This is a genomic window from Acinetobacter sp. LF10 (assembly GCF_048585715.1).
Lineage (GTDB): Bacteria > Pseudomonadota > Gammaproteobacteria > Pseudomonadales > Moraxellaceae > Acinetobacter.
The window spans coordinates 2999515-3025795 of the sequence record NZ_CP184160.1; the positions used below are offsets into that span (position 1 = coordinate 2999515).

The 26281-nt window shown below is 40.0% G+C and carries 24 protein-coding genes; 10 read left to right on the plus strand and 14 right to left on the minus strand.

Annotated elements, in window-relative coordinates; translation table 11 throughout:
- Nucleotide 1: 1 nt before the first annotated feature.
- From murD to ACN19N_RS14435, 5 genes are all read right to left on the minus strand, one after another.
- Nucleotides 2-1360 carry a UDP-N-acetylmuramoyl-L-alanine--D-glutamate ligase gene (murD, locus tag ACN19N_RS14415; protein ID WP_420001620.1) on the minus strand — a complete coding sequence of 453 codons (1359 nt, stop codon included), beginning with the start codon at nucleotides 1358-1360 and terminating at the stop codon, nucleotides 2-4.
- Nucleotides 1361-1802: 442 nt separating this feature from the next.
- Entirely contained in the window at nucleotides 1803-2849 is a 1047-nt protein-coding gene (locus ACN19N_RS14420) for an RNA-guided endonuclease InsQ/TnpB family protein (protein ID WP_420001621.1), read from the minus strand.
- 407 nt (nucleotides 2850-3256) lie between these two features.
- A complete protein-coding gene (locus ACN19N_RS14425) occupies nucleotides 3257-3511 on the minus strand; it encodes a DUF6587 family protein (protein ID WP_420001622.1) in 255 nt (84 codons plus the stop codon).
- Between the two features lie 77 nt (nucleotides 3512-3588).
- The gene (gene feoB / locus ACN19N_RS14430) at nucleotides 3589-5442 is read right to left on the minus strand and encodes a ferrous iron transporter B (RefSeq protein ID WP_269229045.1); all 1854 of its coding nucleotides are present in this window, start codon (nucleotides 5440-5442) and stop codon (nucleotides 3589-3591) included.
- Nucleotides 5439-5699 carry a FeoA family protein gene (locus ACN19N_RS14435; protein WP_018679148.1) on the minus strand — a complete coding sequence of 87 codons (261 nt, stop codon included), beginning with the start codon at nucleotides 5697-5699 and terminating at the stop codon, nucleotides 5439-5441. The genes feoB and ACN19N_RS14435 overlap by 4 nt, the downstream gene beginning before the upstream one ends.
- A gap of 150 nt (nucleotides 5700-5849) precedes the next feature.
- Between ACN19N_RS14435 and xerD the strand changes: the two genes are divergently transcribed.
- The 4 genes from xerD (at nucleotide 5850) to thrC (ending at nucleotide 10382) form a co-directional block, all read left to right on the plus strand.
- Entirely contained in the window at nucleotides 5850-6770 is a 921-nt protein-coding gene (xerD, locus tag ACN19N_RS14440; protein ID WP_420001623.1) for a site-specific tyrosine recombinase XerD, read from the plus strand.
- 119 nt (nucleotides 6771-6889) lie between these two features.
- Nucleotides 6890-7705, plus strand: a complete 816-nt coding sequence (locus ACN19N_RS14445) for a DsbC family protein (RefSeq protein WP_420001624.1) — start codon at nucleotides 6890-6892, stop codon at nucleotides 7703-7705.
- Between the two features lie 127 nt (nucleotides 7706-7832).
- A complete protein-coding gene (locus ACN19N_RS14450; RefSeq protein ID WP_269238925.1) occupies nucleotides 7833-9134 on the plus strand; it encodes a homoserine dehydrogenase in 1302 nt (433 codons plus the stop codon).
- 108 nt (nucleotides 9135-9242) lie between these two features.
- Nucleotides 9243-10382, plus strand: a complete 1140-nt coding sequence (gene thrC / locus ACN19N_RS14455; protein WP_420001625.1) for a threonine synthase — start codon at nucleotides 9243-9245, stop codon at nucleotides 10380-10382.
- Between the two features lie 68 nt (nucleotides 10383-10450).
- Here thrC and ACN19N_RS14460 read toward each other — a convergent pair whose 3' ends face one another.
- Both ACN19N_RS14460 and pbpG read right to left on the minus strand, forming a co-directional pair.
- Nucleotides 10451-11218, minus strand: a complete 768-nt coding sequence (locus ACN19N_RS14460; protein ID WP_420001626.1) for a hypothetical protein — start codon at nucleotides 11216-11218, stop codon at nucleotides 10451-10453.
- A gap of 160 nt (nucleotides 11219-11378) precedes the next feature.
- On the minus strand, nucleotides 11379-12446 hold the full coding sequence (gene pbpG, locus ACN19N_RS14465; RefSeq protein ID WP_420001627.1) for a D-alanyl-D-alanine endopeptidase PBP7/8: 1068 nt from the start codon (nucleotides 12444-12446) through the stop codon (nucleotides 11379-11381).
- A 210-nt stretch (nucleotides 12447-12656) separates the two neighbouring features.
- Here pbpG and ACN19N_RS14470 point away from each other — a divergent pair, with 210 nt between their 5' ends.
- From ACN19N_RS14470 to ACN19N_RS14480, 3 genes are read left to right on the plus strand one after another with little or no spacing between them, the layout of a single operon-like run.
- Entirely contained in the window at nucleotides 12657-13292 is a 636-nt protein-coding gene (locus ACN19N_RS14470; protein ID WP_005163158.1) for a response regulator, read from the plus strand.
- A gap of 19 nt (nucleotides 13293-13311) precedes the next feature.
- A complete protein-coding gene (locus ACN19N_RS14475; protein ID WP_293738412.1) occupies nucleotides 13312-14877 on the plus strand; it encodes a sensor histidine kinase in 1566 nt (521 codons plus the stop codon).
- A gap of 22 nt (nucleotides 14878-14899) precedes the next feature.
- Nucleotides 14900-16324, plus strand: a complete 1425-nt coding sequence (locus ACN19N_RS14480; protein ID WP_269238919.1) for a sigma-54-dependent transcriptional regulator — start codon at nucleotides 14900-14902, stop codon at nucleotides 16322-16324.
- A 41-nt stretch (nucleotides 16325-16365) separates the two neighbouring features.
- On the opposite strand, the gene ACN19N_RS14485 is transcribed toward ACN19N_RS14480, so the two are convergent.
- From ACN19N_RS14485 to lptF, 5 genes are all read right to left on the minus strand, one after another.
- The gene (locus ACN19N_RS14485; protein ID WP_269229052.1) at nucleotides 16366-17541 is read right to left on the minus strand and encodes a S41 family peptidase; all 1176 of its coding nucleotides are present in this window, start codon (nucleotides 17539-17541) and stop codon (nucleotides 16366-16368) included.
- 9 nt (nucleotides 17542-17550) lie between these two features.
- Nucleotides 17551-19095 carry a 2,3-bisphosphoglycerate-independent phosphoglycerate mutase gene (gene gpmI, locus ACN19N_RS14490; protein WP_420001628.1) on the minus strand — a complete coding sequence of 515 codons (1545 nt, stop codon included), beginning with the start codon at nucleotides 19093-19095 and terminating at the stop codon, nucleotides 17551-17553.
- 118 nt (nucleotides 19096-19213) lie between these two features.
- Nucleotides 19214-19708, minus strand: coding sequence for a putative molybdenum carrier protein (locus tag ACN19N_RS14495; RefSeq protein WP_420001629.1), 495 nt, complete (start codon nucleotides 19706-19708; stop codon nucleotides 19214-19216).
- A 14-nt stretch (nucleotides 19709-19722) separates the two neighbouring features.
- Nucleotides 19723-20793 (minus strand): LPS export ABC transporter permease LptG, encoded by a 1071-nt coding sequence (lptG, locus tag ACN19N_RS14500; protein WP_420001630.1) that lies wholly within the window; start codon nucleotides 20791-20793, stop codon nucleotides 19723-19725.
- Nucleotides 20793-21893: an LPS export ABC transporter permease LptF gene (gene lptF, locus ACN19N_RS14505; protein WP_269238915.1), complete on the minus strand. Its 1101-nt coding sequence runs from the start codon at nucleotides 21891-21893 to the stop codon at nucleotides 20793-20795. Before lptF ends, lptG begins: the two co-directional genes overlap by 1 nt.
- A gap of 157 nt (nucleotides 21894-22050) precedes the next feature.
- Here lptF and ACN19N_RS14510 point away from each other — a divergent pair, with 157 nt between their 5' ends.
- Genes ACN19N_RS14510 through blhA form a run of 3 tightly spaced genes read left to right on the plus strand, consistent with a single transcriptional unit; the run spans nucleotide 22051 to nucleotide 24572 of the window.
- Entirely contained in the window at nucleotides 22051-23499 is a 1449-nt protein-coding gene (locus ACN19N_RS14510) for a leucyl aminopeptidase (RefSeq protein WP_420001631.1), read from the plus strand.
- 3 nt (nucleotides 23500-23502) lie between these two features.
- Entirely contained in the window at nucleotides 23503-23910 is a 408-nt protein-coding gene (locus ACN19N_RS14515) for a DNA polymerase III subunit chi (RefSeq protein ID WP_269229058.1), read from the plus strand.
- 35 nt (nucleotides 23911-23945) lie between these two features.
- Nucleotides 23946-24572 carry a cell division protein BlhA gene (gene blhA, locus ACN19N_RS14520; protein ID WP_420001632.1) on the plus strand — a complete coding sequence of 209 codons (627 nt, stop codon included), beginning with the start codon at nucleotides 23946-23948 and terminating at the stop codon, nucleotides 24570-24572.
- A 43-nt stretch (nucleotides 24573-24615) separates the two neighbouring features.
- Here the strand turns inward: blhA and ACN19N_RS14525 are convergent, their stop codons facing one another.
- Both ACN19N_RS14525 and ACN19N_RS14530 read right to left on the minus strand, forming a co-directional pair.
- A complete protein-coding gene (locus ACN19N_RS14525) occupies nucleotides 24616-25275 on the minus strand; it encodes a riboflavin synthase (protein ID WP_046738931.1) in 660 nt (219 codons plus the stop codon).
- A 151-nt stretch (nucleotides 25276-25426) separates the two neighbouring features.
- Nucleotides 25427-26266, minus strand: a complete 840-nt coding sequence (locus ACN19N_RS14530) for an MIP/aquaporin family protein (RefSeq protein ID WP_420001633.1) — start codon at nucleotides 26264-26266, stop codon at nucleotides 25427-25429.
- Nucleotides 26267-26281: the final 15 nt, after the last annotated feature.

A 26281-nucleotide genomic window follows, 5' to 3' on the forward strand; every position in this document is an offset into this window, starting at 1 on the left:
CCTAATTTTTATTTTCATTCAGGGCATGTACACATGCCACAAATTGCTGTCCGCGATCATTATAGCTTTTAAACATATCAAAGCTCGCACAGGCAGGTGATAATAAAACCACATCTTCAGCTTGTGTGCCATTCTGAGCGAGTGCAACGGCTTCTTTTAAACTTGCTGCATGTTGAATCAAGGTTGTACCTTGAATTGCTTGTTCAATTACAGCAGCATCTTCACCAATTAAAATCACTGATTTAACATATTTTTGAATTGCACCACGTAAAGCTTTGAAGTCTTGCCCTTTGCCTTGCCCACCCAAAATCAATGCCAGTTTGCCTTTTTTTACTTCAATTGCAGCACCTAGACCATCAATTGCAGCGAGAGTCGCACCGACATTGGTTCCTTTAGAATCATTGTAATAGCGTACCCCTGCAACTGTTTTGACGTATTCGCAACGATGTTCCAAACCTTTAAAGTGTTTAAGTGTTTCTAACATAGATGCAGTTGCTAAACCAATCGCCTCACCGAGTGCCAAACATGCAAGCGCATTGGCAACGTTATGCATGCCTTGAATGTACATTTCAGAGGTTTGAATCAAACGCTCTCTGCCACGCGCTAACCACATCGTGCCATCAGCATCACGAAGCACACCATATTGATTTAAATCAGGCGCATTCAGACCAAAACTTTGCATTGGTGTAACATCAGGTACAAGCGGACGACTCAAATTGTCATCACGATTATAAACAACCTTTTTTACACCTTGGAAAATTCGATGTTTGGCTTTGTGATAGCCAAACATATCACCGTGACGATCCAAATGATCTTCACTCATATTCAACAAAACAGCCACCTCTGCATTTAGATGTGAGGTTGTTTCTAACTGAAAGCTCGATAACTCTAAAACAATCAACTCTGGCTGATCTTTGAGTAAATCCAACGCAGGACGTCCAAGATTGCCTCCAACTGCCACGTTTTTACCTGCATCCTGTGCCATCAGCCCAATGAGAGTGGTGACGGTGCTTTTTGCATTTGAGCCTGTAATCGCGACAATGGGGACTTCTGTAGCACGGCGTAGCAGTTGAATATCACCAACAACTGGAATACCTTTTTCTATCGCTTGTTGAATTTCAGGCAACTGAGGTGCAAGCCCTGGACTAAGAATAATTTCTTCTGCTTGTAATAAAAGTTCTGTATCCAACTTTCCAAAACTGGTACGAACACCGGTAGGAATTTGATCATGCCCTGGCGGTGTTTCCCGAGAATCCGTTACTGCAACTTGGTAGCCTTGTTCATGTAGGAAGTTGACTGCTGAAACACCCGAAATTCCCAAACCAGCCACAACTTTTAATCCACCACGTTGTATTAACATTTTTTCCCCATTTTTTGCAGATTACAGAATGGCAAAAATGTTAGCACTTTACTGTTTTAAATGCTTTTTCAGTTTTCGTTTTATTCAGGCTTTTTTGTGTCAGTGCGTAAAAGTGAATCTATATCGTGTATAGGGAATTGTTCACATTCAACAGATGTTTGCAATATGAACCGTATAGCGCAAAATTTTTAGATAAAAATACGTTTCGCGAAATTTGGTCATTCTGAATGAAGAAAGATAACGCAGTGACAACAACAATGGTTCTCTGTAGGGCTGTGACTAAAATGCTCACCATTCCCAATTAATCAGGGATAAAATAAGAAAATACCCATAAGATGATCGCAACATACATTATCCCATCAATTTTCTTGGCTGTGGCATTTCGTAGCTGAAAATGAATAATCTCAGGTCTTAACCATAAATACTTGACATCCTCCCCGACCTAAAGGACGGGGATTCCTCCTCCGAGACGCTCATGTCCGAGCGCAAGAATATTCAGTGCGGAATTTATATCCCGATCCCATGAGCTACCACACTCATGACACTGCCATTCTCTTATTCCTAAGCCTGCTCTACCTTTCGGACTACTGGAGCGTGAGCCACAGCACGAACAAGTTTGGGTGGTATAGGCTTCATTGACTTCTTCAAACCATACCCCTGCGTTCTCGCATTTATACTTGAGCATGGTTCTTAGTGTTGTCCAACTCGCATCTAGTACAGACTTGGCTAATTTAGTCTGTGCTAATGCTTTGGCATTCACATTGCCAACAAAGATTGCTGCATGTTCATTTACCAGTTTATGGCTGAATTGATGCAGCATATTTTGACGTATATTTTTAATCTTGGCGTGGATTGCTTTGACACGCTTTTTATTTCTTGCACGCTGTGCAATTCCTAGTTTTTTTTCATATTGTCGATAGATTTTAGGAGCTTTAAGTTTTACGCCATCTGAACAAGTGGCTAAATCTTTTAAGCCTATTGAGGTTTTAGCAGTGGTTTTTTCTGTTTTGACGGCATCAACCACAAGACATACATACCAACGTCCACGACTATCTTCTACAAATGAGCCTGTTTTGACATTGTATTTTGATAGTCCGTAACTATCCCATAGTTTGAATTGATGCTTGCCATATTGAACATAACCATCAGCATACTTCACAGCAACTTTTTTGAAAGGTATCCAACCAAGTGAGCGTCTTGCTGATTTCTTATTGCTGACACGCCATTTTAATTTAGCTTTTTTAAACTGCTTACGCCTTGTGATGAGTTCTTCTGTCACTGCCTGTATGGTTTGGCTATGCAAGTTACATTCTTTTGATGTGCCTTTGGTGTATTGAGCAATATCGTATGCTGAAAAGAATTGTTGTTTACGCTGTAGGTGCTTGAAACACAAATCATTGACATAGTTCCAGACAAAATTAACTTCGGATGCTAGTTGGTCTAGCATCTTGCAATGTTTGTCTTTTATACGTAATTTAAGTGTTTTCATAACGTTATTTTAGCAATTATTGTACTAAATCATCAATCTAAAACACACTAATACGACACCAGTTGACATGTTAACACAGACACCGCATTAGCAATCCTCTTGCGGAACTTTAATCGTTCCTCACCCTCACAAGGGGGACTAGCGGATTGCAGCCTTATATCCCCGCCCTGAAGGGCGAGGTTTTACGGCTATTTGGATAAAATTGCTTTTAAATGATGAGTTTCCGACCAATTTAGAATAGCAAAAATATTCAGCAATACGATGAAACCGAACAAAATTAACTTATGTTTAAGGCTTAATACTTTTGTTTCTATATTTTCTAGTTGATTCATTCGATGACTCTTTATTTTAATTCTTAGGTCATTAAAAAATTGCCCATACCCTAGAATATGAGCACTCATTATCTTTTAACGCCATTTGACTGCTTGAATAGTTTCTTGTTTCTTGAGTTCATTATTATCATCGACAGTACAGCCGCAACCTCCGCCACAACCCACCACGATTTTAGGCTTTAACCACATTGCCAAACGGTGCCAACCCAAACGCTGACAGAGATTCGATAAGGCAAGAAAGCTCGAACTTGCGGTTTTAGGGAACACTTTTTTAAAGACAACAAGCGCGCTCCACAGCACCAATACAGCAATAATCAAGTATTCAAACATAAACCACTCTCCAATCATTAGCTCCCGTTTTAAAGGGATGAGCTACCGTTATGGCAACTCACGGTGAGATTGCTTGCTTAACCCCAAATGCGTGATGCAATTTGGTAAGTAAAGAAAGACATTAAATACGCTAAACCAAATAAATAAGTCGTCATCACTGCGACATGTTTCCATGAACCCGTCTCACGGCGTACCGTTGCTAAGGTTGCCAAACAATGTGGCGCATAAATAAACCAAACCAATAAAGATAAACCCGTTGCCAGCGACCAACCTGTACCATCCATACTGATTAAATGTGATAAGCCTTGTGCCACTGCATCATCATCAGCGCCAGATAAAGCATAGACTGTACCCAATGCTGCAACGACTACTTCACGTGCTGCCATTGCTGGAATCAATGCAATACAGATCTGCCAGTTGAAACCAATTGGGGCAAAAATTGGTTGTATCAAGTGACCTAACATCCCCGCAAAACTATAATCAATTGCAGGTTGTGTCGCACCCTCTGGCGCTTGTGGGAACGTACATAGAAACCAAAGTAAAATCGAAAGGGCAAAAATAATCCCACCCACACGTTTTAAAAAGATTTTGGCACGATCAAGCAAGCCAATCCCAACGCTCTTTAAATCTGGAATACGATAACTTGGTAACTCAAGTAATAGCGCATGTTGTGATTTATCTTTTTGTAGAAATTTCATCACAATCGAAACACACAATGCACTCACGATCCCTGACATATATAAACCAAAGAGTACCAAGCCTTGTAGATTAAAAATCCCCCATACCATTTGACTTGGAATGAAAGCAGCAATCAATAAAGCATAGACGGGTAATCGTGCTGAACAAGTCATTAATGGTGCAACCATAATCGTGGTAAAACGATCACGCGGATCACTAATACTACGTGTTGCCATAATGCCCGGCACTGCACACGCAAAGCTTGAAAGTAACGGAATAAACGCACGACCACTGAGGCCTGCTTTAAACATTAATTTGTCGAGCAAAAAAGCTGCGCGTGGTAAATACCCAGACTCTTCCAACACTAAAATAAAGAAGAACAGAATCAAAATTTGGGGCAAGAACACAACAACGCCACCTGCACCCGCAATAATCCCGTCAACAACTAAACTATGGAGTAAAGGCTGTGAAATATGGGCACCAAGTGTCGTACCTAACCATCCAAAAAGACTTTCAATCCCATCCATAAATGGAGCTGCCCAAGCAAATACAGCTTGGAACACAATAAACATCATCACAGCAAGGCTTAATAAGCCCAATACAGGATGCAAAAATATTTTGTCGAGAAAATCAGTACGCTTATCTTCCTGATCAACAAAGTGAACGACATCTTTAAAAATAACTTGAATTTTCTGATGATGCTCGCCCGTTAATCCGCTGAGTTCGGTATGCGGCACTGTATATTTTTGTTGATCTAATGCGTGCAGTAAGTTCTCAATACCTGAGTTACGCACAGCGACTGTCTCGACCACGGGAACGCCCAATCGCTCTGATAATTTTTGAGTATTGATTTGAATTCCACGACGACGTGCTTCATCCATCATGTTTAACACGACAAGGATGGGACGACCTAACTCAATAATTTCTAGCACCAATCCGAGATGAAGCTTTAAATTAGTCGCATCAATGACACATAAAAATGCATCTTGCTGCCCTTCTTCAGCAATCTTGCCTTGACACACATCACGGGTAATTTCTTCGTCAGGGCTTGTTGCCTGTAAACTATAAGTGCCTGGCAAATCCAGCACACGTACAGCTTTTCCAGAAGGGAGTTGAAAATGCCCAACCTTACGCTCAACCGTAACGCCTGCATAATTGGCAACTTTCTGACGTGTTCCTGTCAGATGATTAAATAAAGAGGTCTTACCACAGTTTGGATTTCCCACAAGGGCAACACGTAACGCATCACTCATGCAGGCGCTCCTTCACGTTGAATTTCAATTTTATCGGCTTCAGCTTTACGCAATGCAAAACGAGTAAAACCAATCTGGATTAGAATCGGGTCACCACCAAAAATACCTTTGGTAATCACCTGTACTTGTGTACCAGGCACAAAGCCTAAACTCTCTAAACGAATAGCCACAAGGTCTGGCTGTTCGGCATCATCTACTAAGCGATTCACTTTAGTAATCATCGCCGTTTGCTTGACTTTTAATGCTGACAATCGCACCGCTTCTAACCCTAAACTCTTTTCTCCTAGAGTATACAGACAAATGAGAATAATTACCAAAAACAATCTCAATGGCATTCGCTTGTGTGACAGATCGACAACAATTCATTTTTCTTTTACAGTGCAGTTGAATGAAGGACTTTTCTGATTATGTTAAATAAAAAACCTCGTATTCCAACTGCGGTCACAATTCCAGAACATCTCAGTTTTTTACACGGTTTCCGTGATTATTTAGTGGCGCAAACCGTGAGTCCACATACACGTAATGCCTATCTATCAGATCTTATTCAATGTGCTGAGTTACATCCAAATGTGACATTAACGCAATGGTCGAGTGATGATATTGCTGATGTATTAATTGCACTCACTAAAGCAGGCAAAAGCCCACGCTCCATTGCACGCTGCTTGTCTGCTTTACGTCAATTTTATAAATTTCTGAGAGAACAGAAACTCAGAGATGATAATCCCGTTGCAAACCATCGTTCTCCTAAAATTGGACGTGCTTTACCCAAAGACTTATCGGAACAAGATGTAGAAGCATTAATCAATGCACCCGATGTCAATACAGCGCTAGGTCTCCGTGACCGAGCAATGTTCGAGGTGTTATATGCCTGTGGCTTACGTGTATCAGAACTACTTAATTTACGTTTGGAACTGATTAATCTCAAACAGGGCTTTCTTCGTATTACAGGTAAAGGCAATAAAGAACGGCTTGTCCCACTTGGACAACATGCTTGCGACTGGATCGAAAAATATTTAACTGAATCACGTCCACAACTCTATAAAAGTCGTACGGATTATTTATTTTTAACACAACATGGCGGCATCATGAGTCGACAGAATTTTTGGTATGCGATTAAACGTTATGCACTACAAGCCAATATTCTTGCAGAGTTATCACCCCATACCTTACGCCATGCTTTTGCAACCCATTTACTCAATCATGGTGCTGATTTACGTGTTGTGCAAATGTTACTTGGTCATAGTGATTTATCAACTACTCAAATTTACACGCATGTTGCTCAGCATCGGATGCAAGAACTACATAACAAATACCATCCAAGAGGATAAAACTACCTTTTATCAATCAACATGATTTCATTCACATGGCATCAGCAAGATTTAACGAACTCAATTTAAATTTTTGGTATGCTTGGTCAAACTTATAAATACAGTATGAAAGGTTGTTTATGTTGTTTACTCGGTCTCAGTTGTTTATTGCATGTGCATTAACTTCAACACTCTTGATCAGTGCTTGTTCAAAAGAAAATTCAGCACAAAAGCCTGATGCTCTGACAGCGAGTGCGCCAGCTACTGGTGAAGCATCAAAGTTAAATGAACGTAATACGCAACAACGTCTGGTTTCTACTTTAGAAAAAAATTTTAAAACCGCCAATATCAACGCCAAAATTCTTGCCATTAAAAAAACTGAGGTTCCAAATTTATTTTGGGTCAGCCTAGAAGGTATGGGATCGGTTTATGCGACCAGTGATGGGCAATATATTATTCAGGGCGATGTCATTCATCTTGGAGAAAAACAATTACGTAATGTGAGTGAAAGCTTACAAGCGGGTGAAAATAAAAAGCACTTAGCTACCCTTAAAACTGAGGACCTTATCGTTTACCCAGCACAAGGGGGTAAAGCGAAACACGTCATTTATGTATTCACTGATTCAAGCTGCCCTTATTGTCACAAACTACATGAACATCTTGCTGAAATTAATGCAAAAGGCATTGAAGTCCGTTACATAGCATGGCCACGCGGAGAGCAATTTATGCCAACCATGCAAGCGATTTGGTGTAGTCAAGATCGTAAAGCTGCATTCGATCAAGCTGCGCAAGGCTTACCAGTTGCATCAGCAGAATGTAAAAATCCAGTTCGTGATCAATATCAATTAGGCTTGAATATGGGCGTGAATGGCACACCTGCAATTTATAATGTTGAAGGTGTGTATTTAGGTGGGTACATGACTCCAGATGAAATCATTAAACGCCTAGAAAAATAAAACATTCTCTACACCGTCTCACCACGACTCGGGCGACAGATTAAAGATGATCTTAGCCCTAGTGTCTGCGCACTTTTTTAGCTATGATCAAGCTTCATTAAAATGATTGAATAAAATGGAGTGTGACGTGAAACCAGTTCGTCTGGCGATACTCGGTCTTGGTACTGTAGGTGGTGGAGCCCTTAAATTATTACAAGAAAATGCTGCTGAAATTAAACGCCGTACCGGTCGCGAAATTCAAATTACACATGTAGGCACACGCCGTCCACGTCCAGATTTACAACTCGAAGGGATCAAACAAAGTGATGATCTCATGAACATCGTACGTCAACCTGATGTTGATGTCGTAGTCGAAGTGATGGGCGGTATTCATCCTGCCTATGAAATCATCATGGAAGCGATTAAGCATGGCAAGCAAGTTGTCACCGCGAATAAAGCTTTACTTGCTGAACATGGTAATGAGCTGTTCAAAGCAGCAGAAGATAATGCTGTGCAAATCGCCTATGAAGCAGCGGTTGCTGGTGGTATTCCAATTATTAAAGTCATTCGTGAAGGTCTAGCTGCGAACCATATTCAATGGCTTGCAGGTATCATCAATGGTACAGGTAACTTCATTCTGACTGAAATGCGCGAAAAAGGTCGTGCCTTTGATGATGTCCTCAAAGAAGCTCAAGAACTCGGTTATGCTGAAGCAGATCCAACTTTTGATGTAGAAGGGATTGATGCTGCGCACAAACTCACTATCTTGGCGTCATGTGCTTTTGGTATCCCATTACAGTTTGATAAGGTCTATACAGAAGGCATTAGCAAAATTACCGCACAAGATGTGAAATATGCTGAAGAGCTTGGCTTCCGTATCAAACATTTGGGTATTGCACGTCGTGCAAGTAATGGTATTGAGTTACGTGTTCATCCCACACTGATTCCAGCAGAACAACTGATTGCGAATGTGAACGGCGTTAAAAATGCGGTATTGGTACAAGCACATGCCGTAGGCCCAACGCTTTACTATGGTGCTGGTGCAGGTGCTGGTCCAACGGCTTCTGCAGTTGTTGCTGATGTGATTGATATCGTACGTGATATTTCTTATACAGAAGATGGTGCAGGAACAATTCCACAATTGGCATTTGAAGCACTAACAAACATGCCTATCCTGAGTCGTGAAGAAATGACGACTGGATACTACATCCGTTTAAATGCTGAAGACCAAACGGGTGTACTCGCTGATGTAACCACCATTCTCAGCCGTGCTGGTATCAGTATTGATGCGATCATGCAGCAATCTCGCTTGAAAGATTTGATTCCTATCGTGATTTTAACAGATCCAATTGTTGAATCAAAAATGGATGAAGCACTTGCTCAAATTCAAGCATTACCAGCTATTCGTGGCGAAATCGTAAGAATTCGTTTAGAATCGCTCGATAGTTAATCAGTTTAAATCTCCCCTCACCCCTCTTTATAAAAGAGGGGGAACTCCTCCCTTTGGAAAAGGGAGGTTGGGAGGGATTTTCTCTCTACCTCATATTGGAACACCATCATGTCGAATGCCAATCGTTATACTGGTCTTGTAGATCGTTATCGTGACCGTTTACCTGTGTCTGCAACTACACGTGCAATTTCTCTAGGAGAAGGAAATACTCCTCTTATTAAACTTGAGAACATTCCGCGTATTATTGGCAAAGACGTTGAAATCTATGTGAAATACGAAGGTCTTAACCCAACAGGTTCATTTAAAGACCGCGGTATGACGATGGCTGTAACAAAAGCTGTTGAAGAAGGTTCAAAAGCGATTATCTGTGCATCTACTGGAAATACTTCAGCAGCAGCAGCAGCATATGCAGCGCGTGCAGGAATTAAAGCCTTTGTTTTAATTCCTGAAGGCAAAATCGCAATGGGTAAAATGGCTCAGGCGATGATGTATGGTGCGATCACCATGCAAATCCGCGGTAACTTTGATGATGGTATGCGCCTCGTAAAAGAAGTTGCAGATCAAGCGCCTGTGACGATCGTAAACTCAATCAACCCTTACCGTTTGCAAGGCCAAAAAACGATTGCTTATGAAATCGTAGAGGCATTGGGTCGTGCACCTGACTATCACTGCTTACCAGTTGGTAATGCAGGTAATATCACAGCTCACTGGATGGGTTATACCGAAGCAGTTGCAAATCAACCTGCTGATCAGTTTGAATCTGTTATCTATGATGCTGCAACAGATCAATTCACAGGTCCTAAACCAGAAAGTTTACCGACGATGGTCGGTTATCAAGCTTCTGGCGCAGCGCCATTCTTACGTGGTGCTCCAGTCGAAAGTCCAGAAACGATCGCAACGGCAATTCGTATTGGTAATCCACAAAGTTGGAACCATGCCAAAGCAGTCGTACGCGATTCTAAAGGTTGGTTTGATGAACTTGCGGATGCTGAAATCTTAGAAGCTCAACGCTTACTTTCAATGTATGAAGGTGTGTTCGTAGAACCTGCTTCAGCAGCGTCTATTGGCGGTGCAATTCGCGATATTAAAGCGGGTAAAATTGCTGAAGGTTCTGTAATTGTATGCACAGTAACAGGTAATGGCTTAAAAGATCCAGATACTGCAATCAAGCAATGCGCTGATGCCGTGATGCTGTCAATTGATGCAACGATGGCTCAAGTGAAAGATTCAATTCTTTCAAATATGTAAGCATAAATTTTTACAATATAAAAAACCAGTTGCCCGCAACTGGTTTTTTTATTGACTAAAGTACAAACTTATTCTTCATCATAGCCATATTGCTCCGCCAATTCTTTTTCAATCGTCTGAATTTCATCTAAACTAATTTCTTTGATTTCAAATAAAGGCTGTTTTAATAAAGGATTAACCGCATACAACCCCTCCTCTTCCCAGCCTTGCATAATAATTAATGTTTGACTTTTATTGTTATATTTTAACGCTTTATTATTTTTTATTAAGGCTTGTAATAATACAGGTTGTTCCGATAAATCTTCGAATGAACCTTTCAATTCAATATCATCATAATCGTAATCTGCAAAAATAGTTCCGACATTCGTTTTTAATTGTTCAGGTCGATCTGCATACACTAAACCTGCAAAAAACTCATCATGCTCTTCCACCCATGCTTGTTTTTTCACTGACCATAAACCATAGAACTTAATGTCTTGATCAAAATGAATTAATTGATAACTTTGCATGTTAGCAAGCTGAATAAACTCAAAAGTATCTTCATCATTTAAGCTTTCGGGCAAGGTTTCTCGAGAAACCTCTCCCTCCTGATAAATATGTTCACCACAACGTGAAAAGACAAAATCATCTAATTGTTTTAATAATGCCTCATCTGCATCAACTAATGATTCAACTTCATATAAAAAAAAGTTACGTGCAGCTTTAATTTCAAGTTGTTTATAGACCACTTCGGCTTGCTGTTTATCATCAAACACATTGCTCATACGATGTCCAATTACATAAAAAAACTCATCGTTATAACCAAAGCTTTTTTCACGAATAACATATTTTTTCATTTTAATTTCCCAATTTCAGTGTGTGATTTTTAAATATCAAGAATCATAATTTAACAAAAATTGCTCAAAATAGAAGTGATAAAGCATTTTTCACGTCATAAAATGTCGTTCCATTATATAAAAAAGCTCCTCAGATGAGGAGCTTTACGTTCATAAGCAATTAAATTCTTTTCGGTAAAGTACTCAGCCAAGTTAATAGGTTGGTTGCATCATTGGTACGTGCCTGAGAAGTTGAAGCTCCGAGCAATACGACAACAGCTGGACGAGAATTCACTGTGGTATGCATCACTACACAACGCCCAGCCTCACCGATATATCCTGTTTTAGATAGATTAATATTCCAACCACCATTACGTACCAAGGCATTGGTATTATTTGACTTAAGCACACGATAACCTAAATTAAAATCATAAGTTGGCGTGGTAGAAAATTGACGAATCAAGCCATACTGCGAAGCTTCTCTCACTAAAATCCCTAAATCTCGTGCAGATGATACATTGTGCGGGTCTAAACCTGTTGATTCTGCATAATGCGTAGATGCCATACCAAGTTTTTTAGCTTTAGTATTCATTGCTGCAATAAAAGCAGGACGACCACCTGGGTAAGTGCGTGCTAATGCCGCCGCTGCAGGATTTTCCGATTTCATCAAAGCGAATAACAACAGTTCCGCACGATTCATGGTATCGCCGACTTTCAAGGTCGAGCTTGAATTCTTTCCACCTGCACCCGCAAAGTCAATTTGCTGTAGCGTAATTTCTTCTGACATATTCAGCCGTGCATCTGCGGTAATCACAGCCGTCATCAATTTGGTAATTGAGGCAATCGGTACAGACATATTACTGTTTTTACTAAACAGTACTTCGCCCGTTTGTGCATCCATCACCAAGGCTGCACGTGCATTTACAGCGGGTTGGCTACCGAAATGAGAGGTATCTCGAATCTGTATGCTTTTTTGTGGCGTTGTAGATGAACTAATACTTGCAGAACCACCACTTCGTAAGGTGGTCGTAACCGAAGTTGAACCTTGCGGGCTGATCTCTAATGAATCATCATCTTCCATCAATTGGCTTGCATCACTTGCAGACCAATTTAACGAAGCTGAAGAACTATTCGCATTTGTAGAGACTGGATTGTTATTTACAACCAGCTCAGCATAACTTGTTGAACTAAGCGCCAACAAAATAGACATGCTCAAGGCATGCATGATAGATTTTTTAGAATTTCTCACGACACAATACTCAACTCGGGACGCTGCACATTTGCGCTTAATAACATTATGCCTTACATTTGAACAAATCGGGTAAAGCTTTTATAGACACAATTGTGTACAACTATTCTCTAAACATGGAGAATAGGATTGCTAATTTTGTCGTTTGATTGCAAGCTCATTTTTCTTTATGTAACAAAAAAATCGTTTTTTTAAAAAAAGGAGGTCTTCTTGATCACTGTTCTCGTTGTTGATGATCATGAACTCGTACGTACAGGCATTTGTCGTATGCTGGAAGACCATCCAGATGTAGAAGTCATTGGACAAGCTGAATCTGGAGAAGAAGCGATTGCTTTAGTTCGATTAAAGCATCCTCAAGTTGTATTATTAGATGTAAATATGCCAGGAATTGGTGGCGTAGAAACAACACGTCGTCTTTTACAAACAGCACCTGAGACTAAAGTGATTGCTGTTAGTGGTTTAGCGGAAGAACCCTACCCATCGTTGTTATTAAAAGCAGGGGCAAAAGGCTATATCACAAAAGGTGCGCCTATTTCAGAAATGGTACGTGCAATCAATAAAGTGATGCAAGGTGGTAAATATTTCAGTGCAGATATTGCCGAACAGCTTGCGAGTTCTTATCTTTCAGATACACAACAATCCCCTTTTGACGCACTTTCTGAGCGTGAAATGCAAGTCGCAATGATGGTGGTTAATTGTATTAGTGCTCAAGAAATCGCCGACAAATTATTTGTTAGCGTTAAAACTGTAAATACTTATCGCTACCGCATTTTCGAAAAACTAGCAATTGATAGTGATGTAAAATTAACCCATCTCGCCATTCGTTATGGACTCATTAAACCTTAATCATATTAAGTGATCGCTTATGTTGGGAAAAATTGCGTCATCAGTGTCCCAAACCGTTTATCGGCTCGGAATTTGGTATAGTGGATATCGACTGATTATTTCAATCAGTCTAATTCTTATTTACTTACTCACTGCGGAACAGCTTTCCACCAACTACGATTACCCTTTTTTATATTTCTATACGTTAGTCTGCTATATCTGCATCAACATTTTTCAACTCTTCATACTCAAGCTCATTCCATTACATGTTACGAAACAACTCATTTTCGTCTTTATTGTGGATATTGCCTGCTTGAGTATCATTACCTTCTCTGCGGGAGGACCCAACTTACAACTCAGTTTGCTGTATGTGATTATTATTTTCTCATCTGCAATTCTATTAAATGCCCACCTATCTCTCATCGTGACGCTTTTTGCTGTTATTATGGTGGTTTACCAGCGTTTCCTTGGCAATTTCTTCGATTACAATAATTTAAATAACTTAGGCAATAGCGCATTTCTTGCCTTTTTATTTTTTGTGGTTCATGCAATTGGTCGTATTGCCGTTCAAAGATTTAAGATTTTAGAAACACTCACTTTTCATCAGTCTATTGAAATTCATCAGCTGCAAAATATTAACCGCTATATTTTGGAGCAAATCGAAGATGGCTATTTGGTATTAGATCATAGCAACCATATTGTGTTGAGTAACCCAGCAGCCAACACATTATTAGGCATTCAAATCCCTGTTTCTCCAGAAAAAACTCCTCTGCTCAAATGGCAACCTGATTTATTTGAACTGATTAAATTTAGTGATTTAGAAGATGGTGAAGAATTTAGTTTTGAATCACAACAAAGTCCTTATACGATCAATGTCCGTGTTAAACACCTAATCGTCCCCGAACAATCATTAATTTTACTTATCTTGAAAGATGCACAAAAACTCACGCAACAAGTTCAACAATTAAAACTGGCCGCGCTTGGTCAACTCTCTGCAAGTATTGCACATGAAATTCGCAACCCTTTAGCGGCGATTGTGCAGGCCAATGAATTACTTAAAGAAAGTGATAGTCATCAACAAGAAATGCTCTGTCGTATGATCAGCAAACAAGCTAGACGTATTGATAATATTGTACAAGACACATTAGGCATGGCACGCAACAAACCAACTGAGCCACAAGTCATTCAACTTGCTGATTTTTTTGAAAGCCTATTGAATGAAGATCTAGTCGATGCGAAACATATGATTAAACTCAATCTTGCAGAACGAATTAATATTCTTTTTGATGAGAAACAATTACGTCAAGTTTTAATTAATCTGATTCGAAATGCCCTGCGGCACAATGCAGCTGATGCTCAATTTATTGAAGTGAATGTAGACTTAAAAGATGGCAGAACATGTATTGATGTGATTGATTTTGGTACAGGGGTCGCAAAACGAGATATTTCTCAGCTATTCAAACCATTTTTTAGTACCGAAATTAAAGGAACTGGTTTAGGATTGTATTTGTCTCATACTTTTTGTGAGGCAAATCATGCAAAGCTCACTTACGTAGAGCGACAACAAGGAGCATGTTTCAGGATTGAATGCTCAAAAATTCATTGATTAGATTAGGTTTTTCGGGGAAATGGCAATTAAACAACCACTCGTCTTACTCGTAGACGATGAAGAAGACTTATGTCTTTTAATGCAAATGACGCTCGCACGAATGGGCATTAAAACTCATCTTGCCTATCGCGTAGAGCAAGCAAAAAAATTCTTTACCGAGTTTCAGTACGATGCTTGTTTAACAGATTTGAATCTCCCAGATGGCAACGGTCTGGACTTGGTTAAACATGTCACACAAAACTATCCCAACACACCGATTGCAGTATTAACAGCGTATGGCAATATGGATATTGCAATTGCTGCATTAAAAGCAGGTGCTTTTGATTTTGTCAGTAAACCTGTCAATCAAACTCACCTAGATCAATTGATTCAAAAAGCATTGAATCGACCACAGCCTGAACAAGAAGCTGCTGAGAGTGCACTAGAAAATAAACTTCTGATTGGTCGTTCTACGCCTATTCAACAATTACGAATTGCTTTAAAGAAAATTGCTCGATCTCAAGCCCCTGTCTTTATTACCGGTGAATCAGGGACAGGAAAAGAAGTTGTTGCCAATTTAGTTCATCGTCTGAGTAATCGTAGCGAAGGACCTTTTATTGCGATCAACTGTGGTGCTATTCCAACAGAGTTAATGGAAAGTGAATTATTTGGTCATAAAAAAGGCAGCTTCACAGGCGCAACCCAAGACAAACAAGGTCTCATTCTTTCCGCACATGGGGGTAGTTTATTCTTAGATGAGATCGCTGAATTACCCTTAAGTATGCAGGTAAAACTGCTTCGTGCTGTACAAGAAAAGAAAATTCGCCCTGTTGGCTCAGATCAAGAAATTGATGTTGATTTCCGTGTCATCAGTGCAAGTCATCAAGATCTCGAATTACTAGTACAACAAGGTCGCTTCAGACAAGATTTATTTTTCCGTATACATGTAATGGATATTGTGCTTCCACCATTACGCGAACGTGGACAAGATATTTTACTACTTGCAAGCCACTTTATTCAAAAGATCAGCCAAGAATGGGAAGTATCGGTTAAAACCCTCTCTTCTCGCGCAGAACAGTTCTTATTACAGCAATATTTCCCAGGTAATGTTCGTGAACTTCGCAACATTATTGAACGTGCAATTACGCTCAGTGATGATGAAACTATTGATCTAGCCCATCTTCAAACAGCTCCTCTACGTAGCCCTATTGCAACGCCAATAGTCTCATTTTCAACACAAGATGAAAATGATCATGCGATAAGCACTAGCCCTATGGGTTCTAAAAAGCTACCACCTGAAGGACTGGAGCTCTATTTAGAAAATATTGAAAAAGAAATTCTTCTCAATGCACTGAATTTAACCCATTGGAATCGAACTTTAGCGGCTAAAAAATTAGGAATGACCTTCCGTTCTTTACGCTATCGTTTGAAGAAGTTTGGTTTAGATACCGAAGATGATGAATAAGCGTTAACAATAAAGCCCCTAAATAGGGGCTTTATTTTTGACTAAATTTTACTTTTTATAACCAAATCTGTGACATGTTCCAAATAACTATCTTCTTTCATTTCAGGTAACAACGGATAAGTTTGATTCGGTTGAATTCCTTGCCCTTCAATCATATTACCATTCGGCGTGTAGTAATGTGACACCGTCATTTGCAGTGCAGCACCACTCGGTAATGGAAATAATTTTTGTACTACACCTTTTCCATAGCTATTTTCACCTACCACCCATGCACGTTTATGTTCTTTTAATGCTGCGGTGAATACTTCAGCTGCCGAGGCTGAACGGTGATTAATTAAAATTCCAAGCTTAATATTTTGAAACTCATTCGAGGGTAAAGCCTGAAATTGTTGATCTCCTTCTGAACGACTCTTTGTCGTTACAATCAATCCTTGATTTAGGAATAAGTCTGTCGATTCAACAGCCGAAGACAACAAACCACCTGGATTATTGCGTAGATCAATAACCACCGCTTTTAGTTTAGTTGAACTATATTCTTCAATTAAACGTTTAATCTCATTGGCTGTATCTTGTTGAAAAACCCTAATTTTCAGCACAAGTACCTGATTATGTAGTAAAACAGGTTCAATATCTGTCTCAACTTTTTTATTTCGAACCAAAATCACCGTACTATTATTATTTTCTGGTTGTATTTGTACGGTACTGCCTATCGAGCCATAAAGCAGACCTTGCACTTGATCCTGATTTAAACTCTTTAATTCTTGATTATCGACTTTGAGTATGACCTGCCCATTACGCAATCCCAACTTACTAGAATCAGATCCTGATTTTAGGTCTTGAATTTGCCATAAACGAGTATGAGCATCGTAATTTAAATTGAAATCAACAGAAGCAAGATCACCTTCAGTGTATTGAATAAGCTGGCGGTATTCTTCAGCCGATAAATAACGAGAATAACGATCTAAACCACTCACCAACCCTTTGATTGCTTGCTGAAAGAGTGCATCGTCTGTTTTTTTATCAACGTAGTTATCTTTCACAATCCCATAAATCTGTACAAATTGCTGAATAGATTCAAGTGGCACTTCAGCATTCCGACTTGTAGTCTCTTCCCCCCATCCTGAGGCATGTGTAATAGGTGCAGATAACGTATGCGATCCCCAACACATCAACAAACTCGCAAAGAACCCTCGATAAATGTTGTTGTGTTGGGTCATAAGTTCACCTTATTTTAAAGTAATTAAATTCTTACCTTGCATATCGGAAGGTACAGGAATATTCATCAAATGAAGTAATGTTGGTGCCACATCAGCCAATACACCACCCTCTGCAATCGTTGCTTGAGTTGGGCCCACATAAATAAATGGCACCAATTCAGTGGTATGTTGTGTATGAACTTGTCCACTGTCGTAGTCTTGCATTTGCTCTACATTACCATGATCAGCTGTAATTAACATATGACCTTTGTTTGCCATTACTGCTTCATAGACACGACCTAAACACTTATCAACGGTTTCAACTGCTTTCACAGCTGCATCAAATACGCCAGTATGTCCAACCATGTCACCATTGGCGTAATTGACAACTAGAAGGTCAAACTCACCCGAATTAATAGCATTTACTAATTCATCGGTGACTTCATAAGCACTCATTTCTGGTTTTAGATCATAGGTTGCGACATTTGGAGAGGGAATCAAAATACGCTTCTCTCCCAGGTATTCATCTTCACGACCACCGCTGAAGAAGAATGTCACATGTGCATATTTCTCTGTTTCAGCAATACGCAATTGGGTTTTGCCCAAACCAGATAAATATTCACCAATGGAATTTTTAAGCTCTTCTGGCATGTATGCAACTGGTGCATCAATACTTGCCTGATAGCGTGTTAACATCACAAATTTAGATAAACTTGGAACGACTTTACGCGTGAACCCAGTAAAATCTTTCTCAACAAAGGCACGGGTGATTTCACGCGCACGATCAGCACGGAAGTTCATGAAAACCACACTATCGCCATCTTGGATTTTGGCAATTTCACCAATACGTGTTGCTTGAACAAACTCATCATTTTCTTCTGCTGCATAGGCTTGCTCTAAACCTTCTACAGCTGAGTTTACAACACGAACTGCTTCGCCTTCTGTCATTAAACGATAAGCGAGTTCAACACGATTCCAGCGGTTATCACGATCCATTGCAAAATAACGGCCAATCATCGAAACGATACGACCTTGATTTGGATACTGGGCAAATAAAGCATCGAATTTTTCTAATGAAGGCTTTGCGCTACGTGGAGGGGTATCACGACCATCAAGGAAAGCGTGTAGATATACGGTTGCGCCACGTTTTAATGCAAGTTCACACATCGCCACAATATGATCTTCATGCGAATGCACACCACCTTGTGATAACAACCCCATGACATGAACGGCACCATTTGCTGCTTTGGCTTTTTCAACTGCATCAACTAACACTTCATGCTCAAAAAAAGCACCTGTCCGAATATCTTTAGTAATCCGTGTAAAGTCCTGATATAAAACACGACCGGCACCTAAGTTCATGTGACCAACTTCAGAGTTGCCCATTTGTCCATCAGGTAGGCCTACATCTTCGCCAGAACCTGAAATCAAACTATTTGGATGCTTTGCTTTCATCGCAGTCAGATTTGGTGTTTTTGCTGCTAAATATGCATTATCTTCAACTGCTTCACGATGTCCTACACCATCCATAATTACAAGAACGTGAGGAATTTTGCCAGCATTTGCATCCGTCATAATGGAGTCTCTGTTTGTCTATCATTTGATCGGCGTATTTTACCCAAATTTACTGTAATTCTCTATGGCGTTACTGATGGCTTTCATCAATCAAAAGCATCGGGAATCATCTTTATATTCAAGTTTGGGGCTGATATTGATTAATTATTTTATTGAGCATCTGCGTGATGACTTGTTGGGTATAACTATGTGCCTGAGGCAAACTCGCCCCTTTGGGACCTGCGACATTTAAAGTAGTAATATTATTCTGATGACAAAATAAATAGATGCGCTCTGCTGCTCGCTCAATCGGAACCTCATTTCCATCAATAAGCAAATATGCTTTGGACTGCTTGATACATTCTAATAACGTAAGCTCTGTACCACCTTTGGGATAAATATAATCGAAATAGATAATGACCGTTGCATCACTATCTCGAACATTCTGTTTAGTCCGCTTTCGATAGCCACTCTCTGCTAAAATAATTAAAGGATACTTGTCTGGAATCTTTCCATCTTCTGCCATTCGATCCTCGGGACACCAACCACCACACGGCACCCCTAAATCTAATGCGGCATCTAAAGCACCTCTATCAACTCCGGTTTGTCCACCAGATATAATTTTAATGTGCATAGAAATCTAATTTTCTACCTTGCTCGATACAATAAGTAACTACCAACCATAAACATCAGCACAACGGGTAACAGTACAAACCAAGCAGGTGACGGTGCATAAACTAAGCTTGCATAACCTAAAAAGTCTTGTAAATAGAAGAACCCTAACCCAGTGAAAAGTGCGATAACCAAGCGAAAACCCATCGACTGTTGACGCAATGGACCAAAAATAAATGAACAGGCAATCAAAACCAAAGTAATTAAAGCGAATGGTGCTGTGACCTTTTGCCAAAAAGCCAATTCATAGGTTTTTGGGACTTGGCTATATTCCGCTAAGTACTGCATAAAACTGATCAGTTGACTTGGAGATAAATCGTCTGGGTCCAAAGTCACCATATGTACATATTTAGGTTGTAAAGCCAATCCTAACGCTTGTTGCTCGTGATCCGTTTTAATCGCATTGCCTTGAGCAAGTAAATCAACCTGATGTGATTTCTCTAAAGTCCACTGACCATCTTTTAAAAATTGGCCTTTTTCAGCAGTGACAAAGGACTGCAATCGATAGTTCTGATCAAAATCAATCGCTTGAATATTGCGCAATTGACCTTGGGAATTCGCATAATCAATATAGATAAAACGTTGGCCTTCACGTGACCAATAACCTTTTACCTCACCTAGAGCCGCTACACTACGTTGTTTTTTAATGCTTTGTGCTTTTTCATTGGTATAAGGAATCACCCATTCACTCAATACAAAAGACAATAAAATTAAAAGTAAAGCTGAGCGCATCACCCAACCCACTATACGCCACAGGCTGATACCAACCGAACGCATGACGATCAGTTCACTATTCGAAGCAAGAGCACCTAAACCTAAAACAGAACCAATAAGTGCTGCCACAGGTAAAATCTCATATAAATAACGAGGTGCGCCCCACATCACATAAAGAAATGCTTGCCACGCAGTATAAGTTGGCTTGAGTGAACCCAATTCACCCAAATAAGTGAATAATACTTGTAAAAAAGACAACACAAGTGTTGTACCTAGCATCGCGAGGACAGTGGTTTTTGTCACATGTTTGGCGACTATTCGACGTGCTAACATTACAACCCCACTCGCTGAATACTTTTCTTAAGTTTTGGTGCTAACTTTTGTTTCCGTGCAAAAATTGCCGCCGCAATGGCATAAATCATTAATGCGACAGGATAAGCCCAGATATCTAACTCACCTTTACTAATTCGTGTCTGAATTGCGATCATTAATACAATAAGGCTAGCAAAAATAAATATAGATGGAATAAGACGATAATATCGACCTTGACGTGGACTTACTTCAGATAACGCAACCGCAAGCATCAATCCAACAATAATCACAAATGGACCAAAGATACGCCAACCAAGCTCGCTGCGAATAACAGGGTCATCACGTCGTTCCCATAGCTTAGACATCGATAAAGCTTCAACATCATCGCTTTCAAACTTAACGTCTTTATCATTCTCTAAACGTAAACGATAAGATTGAAATTCTGCTTGGGTATAGCGTGGCTGGTTTGGATAAATTTCGTAACGACGACCTTGAACCAAATCAACAACATTGGCGGTATCATTTGCCATTTCAACACGTGTCGCTTCTTTGGCTAAAATCATCACATCAGGTTTATCTTCACGGTCTGCTTTTTGATAATAAAAAATATCTTTTAAATTTTTACGGTCTTCAGACAATGAACCTGCGTAAATGGTATAAGGACCTGAAGAAATAAATTCCTTAGGTCGGACCAAATCAAAACCTGCTCGCACTGCTTGTGTTTGCATTAAACTTTCGTAAGCACGTATCCCCGATGATGAACCCCAAAACATCAATATCGCCTGAACAAACAAGAACACAAAGGTCATCGGCAATAAAAGTTTGGCTAATTGATTACGGCTAACACCACTGCCATTTAAAACCGCCATCTCATGGTCAACATATAGACGACCAAAAACCAACATGAGTCCAATAAAGAAGCCTAGTGGCAAAATTAAGGTCAGAAACTCTGGCAAACGATAAGCAATGATACTCAGCAACACACTAGCGTCTAAACGACCCTGTGCAGCTCGCCCAAAAATCTTGATTAACTGCCCCCCCATAATAATTAAAGTGAGCAAAGCAGTCACAACCAAAGAGGTGGAGACCACTTGTTTGACGAGATAACGCCGAATAATCAAAGTAATGCTTCCAAAAATAGACCAATCGAGGGGTAGTGCTAGTTTACCCGAATGTTAAAAATATAAAACCTATCGCTTGTTGCGGATTGCAACCTCATATCCGAAAGTGTTTAATGGACTTATCTTTCTTTTTCGCTGCTTAGGTTCTATACAAACAATGAAATTTACCCTTCATACCGCATTCCCAACACAGTCGTCTAGTGAATCTTTGTGGATTTTGGTTGATTCAGAACAATTACAACAGAACTTAAATAGTTATCAAATCAACCATCTAGAAGATGTTCTGAATGCCACACAATTCAAAGCTGGTTTTAATGAAAATATTGCACTGATTACCAATATCTCTGTGCAAGCCAATGCACATTTACTCGGTTTAGGCAAAAGTGCAGAATTGAAAGCGACAAAATTAGCAAAACTCGCACAAACGATTATCAAATCATCACAAAATAAATTTAGACAAATCACTGTAGATCTCAGCGTATTACCAACTGATTTACATTACCTATTTGCCTTAAGTTTAACCCAAGCTGCCTATGCTTATGATGAGTTTAAATCAAAAAAAAATGAGTTCATCTTAGAAACCATTAATCTGGTTGCAGATAAAACTGCACTTGATGATGCTCAATTAAATTTAATTCACGCAGTTCAATCTGGACAAAACTATGCTCGAGATTTAGGCAATCGTCCAGGAAATATTTGCTTCCCTGAATACCTTGCAGATCAGGCGATTGCTCTTGCAGCACAATACCCTGACCTATTAAAAGTCACCATCCTCAATGAACAGCAAATGGCTGATTTGGGAATGAATGCTTTTCTTGCTGTCAGCAAAGGTTCTGATCGTCCTGGTCGAATTATTACCCTTGAATACAACACCCAAATTGATCAAGCACCTGTCGTATTGGTCGGTAAAGGTGTGACCTTTGATACAGGGGGTATTTCATTAAAACCGGGCTTAGGCATGGATGAAATGAAATTCGATATGTGTGGTGCTGCTTCAGTGTTAGGTACTATGCAAGCACTTTGTGAAGCTCGCCTGCCAATCCATGTGGTTGGCGCAATTGCTGCGGCAGAAAATATGCCTTCCGGCCATGCAACTCGTCCGGGTGATATTGTGACGACCATGAGTGGTCAAACTGTAGAAATTTTGAATACGGATGCAGAAGGTCGTTTGGTTCTATGTGACACCCTCACTTATATCAAACGTTTTAATCCTGCGCTTGTGATTGATATTGCGACACTTACAGGTGCATGTGTTGTTGCGCTAGGCAAAGTCGTCAGTGGGCTATTCTCTCCAGATGATGAACTTGTACAAGAGCTACAACAAGCAGGTGAGCAATCGCTTGACCGTGTATGGCGTATGCCTGTGATGGAAGAATATCAAGAATTACTTGATTCACCTTTTGCCGATATTGCCAATATTGGTGGCCCTTACGGCGGTGCAATTACCGCAGCATGTTTCCTTGAACGTTTCACGCGTGATTATCGTTGGGCGCATCTTGATGTGGCTGGGACAGCATGGTTATCTGGTGCAGCCAAAGGTGCAACAGGTCGTCCAGTACCGTTACTTATGCAGTTTTTAGCTAATCGCACAGAATCGAATAACTAACACATGACACAAGTTAGTTTTTATCTGTTTGAAAATAGCATAGAACGGCAAGTCGAAAGTGCTTGCCGTTTATGTCGAAAAATTTTGAATCAGCACCCACAGATTTGGTGGTATTGTGTTGATTCAAATTTACAAAATGAGTTGGATGACAAGCTATGGAGTTTTGATCCAAGTAGCTTTATTCCTCATGGAATTGATCAGTTGAATAGTCCCGTGTGTATTTCAGCTGAATTACCGCCATCCAAGGATTGGATTGTGTTTAATTTTAACAATCATGCACTTGAACAAACTCAAGATTTTCGCCACATTATCGAAATTATTGAAAATAATGAAACTGCAAAACAGATCGGGCGAGAGAAATTTAAGATGTATCGTCGTTTAGGCATTGAGCCACGCACATTTAAATTATAAGTCTGTAAACAATAGCATCATGTAAGGAGTGTCGTGTGGCATTAAATGTAGGACAGGATTTTAAAAAGCGTTGGTTAAATACACCTGAAGCGGTACGTCAGACCTATCAGGAAGATTTAGCTCGTATCTGTGATCTACTGCTACCACAAACACAAATCCAAACATGGATACAACTCGAAGAAAAAGCTCAGCTACGCTCTCAACAACGCATTGATCAAGCCTATGCCAATCTAAAAGCTGAGTTGATTGAACAAGCACGTATCCGTAAACAATTGGCTTTGGAAAAAGCCTTGGAAGAAAAACGTGCTGCCCAAGCTGCTTATGCCGCGCAACTGCAAGCAGATGAGTTAAATCAGTTCGAACAACAAACAGAAAATCTTGTTGCCCTTCGACAGCACATTGATCAAGAAATTGCACAACAAACTGAGCGTTATCAAGCGAATCCTGAACAGCCAAGCATTGATTATGCGCAGGCTCAACGTGTTCGGATTGATGACCAACAAATCTTATCTGAGCTCGAAAGTGTGCGTGTTCGCTTAGAACTAGAAGCAGAAAACTTAATAGAACAAGCCGTAACCGTATTCCGAGCAAAACTACATGCACTCGCACAAGATGAAATTGATTACATTCTGAAAAATAGTAAGTTCTCAGATGAAAAATAATAAAAAAGCCCAGTTTGAACTGGGCCTTTTTATGTTTCATTTTTTATTTTAAGAAACCATTCTCAGCTAAAAATGCCATACTGATGTTTGACTCAGTTTTTTGTTCCGCTGCTCTATCACCCAACAATAAGCGCTCGATATAACGTGCCAGCACATCAACCTCTAAATTAACTTTTGTACCAACTTGCCATGTGCCAATATTGGTACGCTCAGCAGTATGAGGGATGAGATTCAAACTTAGAATATTGCCACGTAGATGGTTAATAGTCAGACTAATTCCATCGACAGTTACAGAACCTTTTTCAGCTAAATATTTTGCCAACTCAACAGGCGCTGTCACCTCAAAATACAACGAACGTGCGTCTTGTCGAACGACTGTAATTTCTCCAAGACCATCGACATGCCCACTCACAATATGCCCACCAAAACGAGTTGTTGGCAACATTGCTTTTTCGACATTGACGGATTGACCCACTTTCCATTGACCTAAAGTCGTTCGATTTAAGCTTTCACGAGACACATCTGCAGCATACCAATTGCTTCCCCACTCGATCACTGTGAGACAAATTCCATTGGTGGCAATTGAATCACCTAAATGCACATCAGACATATCCAAATCAGTTTGAATACGTAGACGTACATCACCGCCTACACTTTGTAAGCTCTCAACCTTACCTAAACTTTCAATAATGCCTGTAAACATGGGAGTTCTAACCTAATCTTATGCAATATATGCCATAGTGAATCGAATACCTTAAAGCAAAGCCCTAGAGATAACAAGGGACTCCAAGTTCAAATACCTGCAATAAAAAAGGCGATCCATTGATCACCCTTTGATTATTTTCAATCTTAAATTACTGCATTTCAGAGACACGTTTATTGGCTGTCTGTTTAAGCTCAACCGTATTATTTAACAAGAAATGGCTAAAAAATAATTTATAGCCTAATACACCTAAGCAAGCGCCAACAATCGGCGCAAAGATAGGCACAATAAAATAAGGAATATCACGACCGCCAGTAAAAGCAATTGAACCCCAGCCCGAAAAATAGGCCACAACTTTTGGACCAAAATCACGTGCAGGATTCATCGCAAAGCCTGTTAATGGACCAAAAGAAGCGCCAATGACAGCAACTAATAAACCCACCAAAATTGGTGCTAAAGCACCACGTGGCAAACCATTATGATCATCCCCAATCGCCATGATGAGCCAAAGCAATAACATAGTGATAAACATTTCCACCATAAACGCCTGTCCAATAGACAATAAATGATGTGGATAGGTTGAGAAAATTCCAGCCAACTCCAAACTCTCTACACTCCCCCGTACCATATGGTGTGTTTGCTCATAATCCATAAATAGATTGCTATACAAACCATAGACCAATAGTGCGCCTAAAGCAGCACCACAAACTTGAGAAATAATATAGAAAGGAACTTTACGTTTATCGAAACCAGCAAACAGTGCTAATGCGATCGTAACTGCAGGATTGAGATGAGCTCCAGAAATACCTGCCGATAAATAAACAGCCAATGCTACAGCCAAGCCCCATACAAGACTGATTTCCCACAACCCTAAACTTGCTCCTGCAAGTTTAAGCGCAGCCACAACACCAATACCAAAAGATAAAAAAACTGCGGTAGCAAAAAATTCAGCTATACATTGTCCCAACAAGCTGGGTTCCGAGCGACTCATCACAACCTCTCTTGG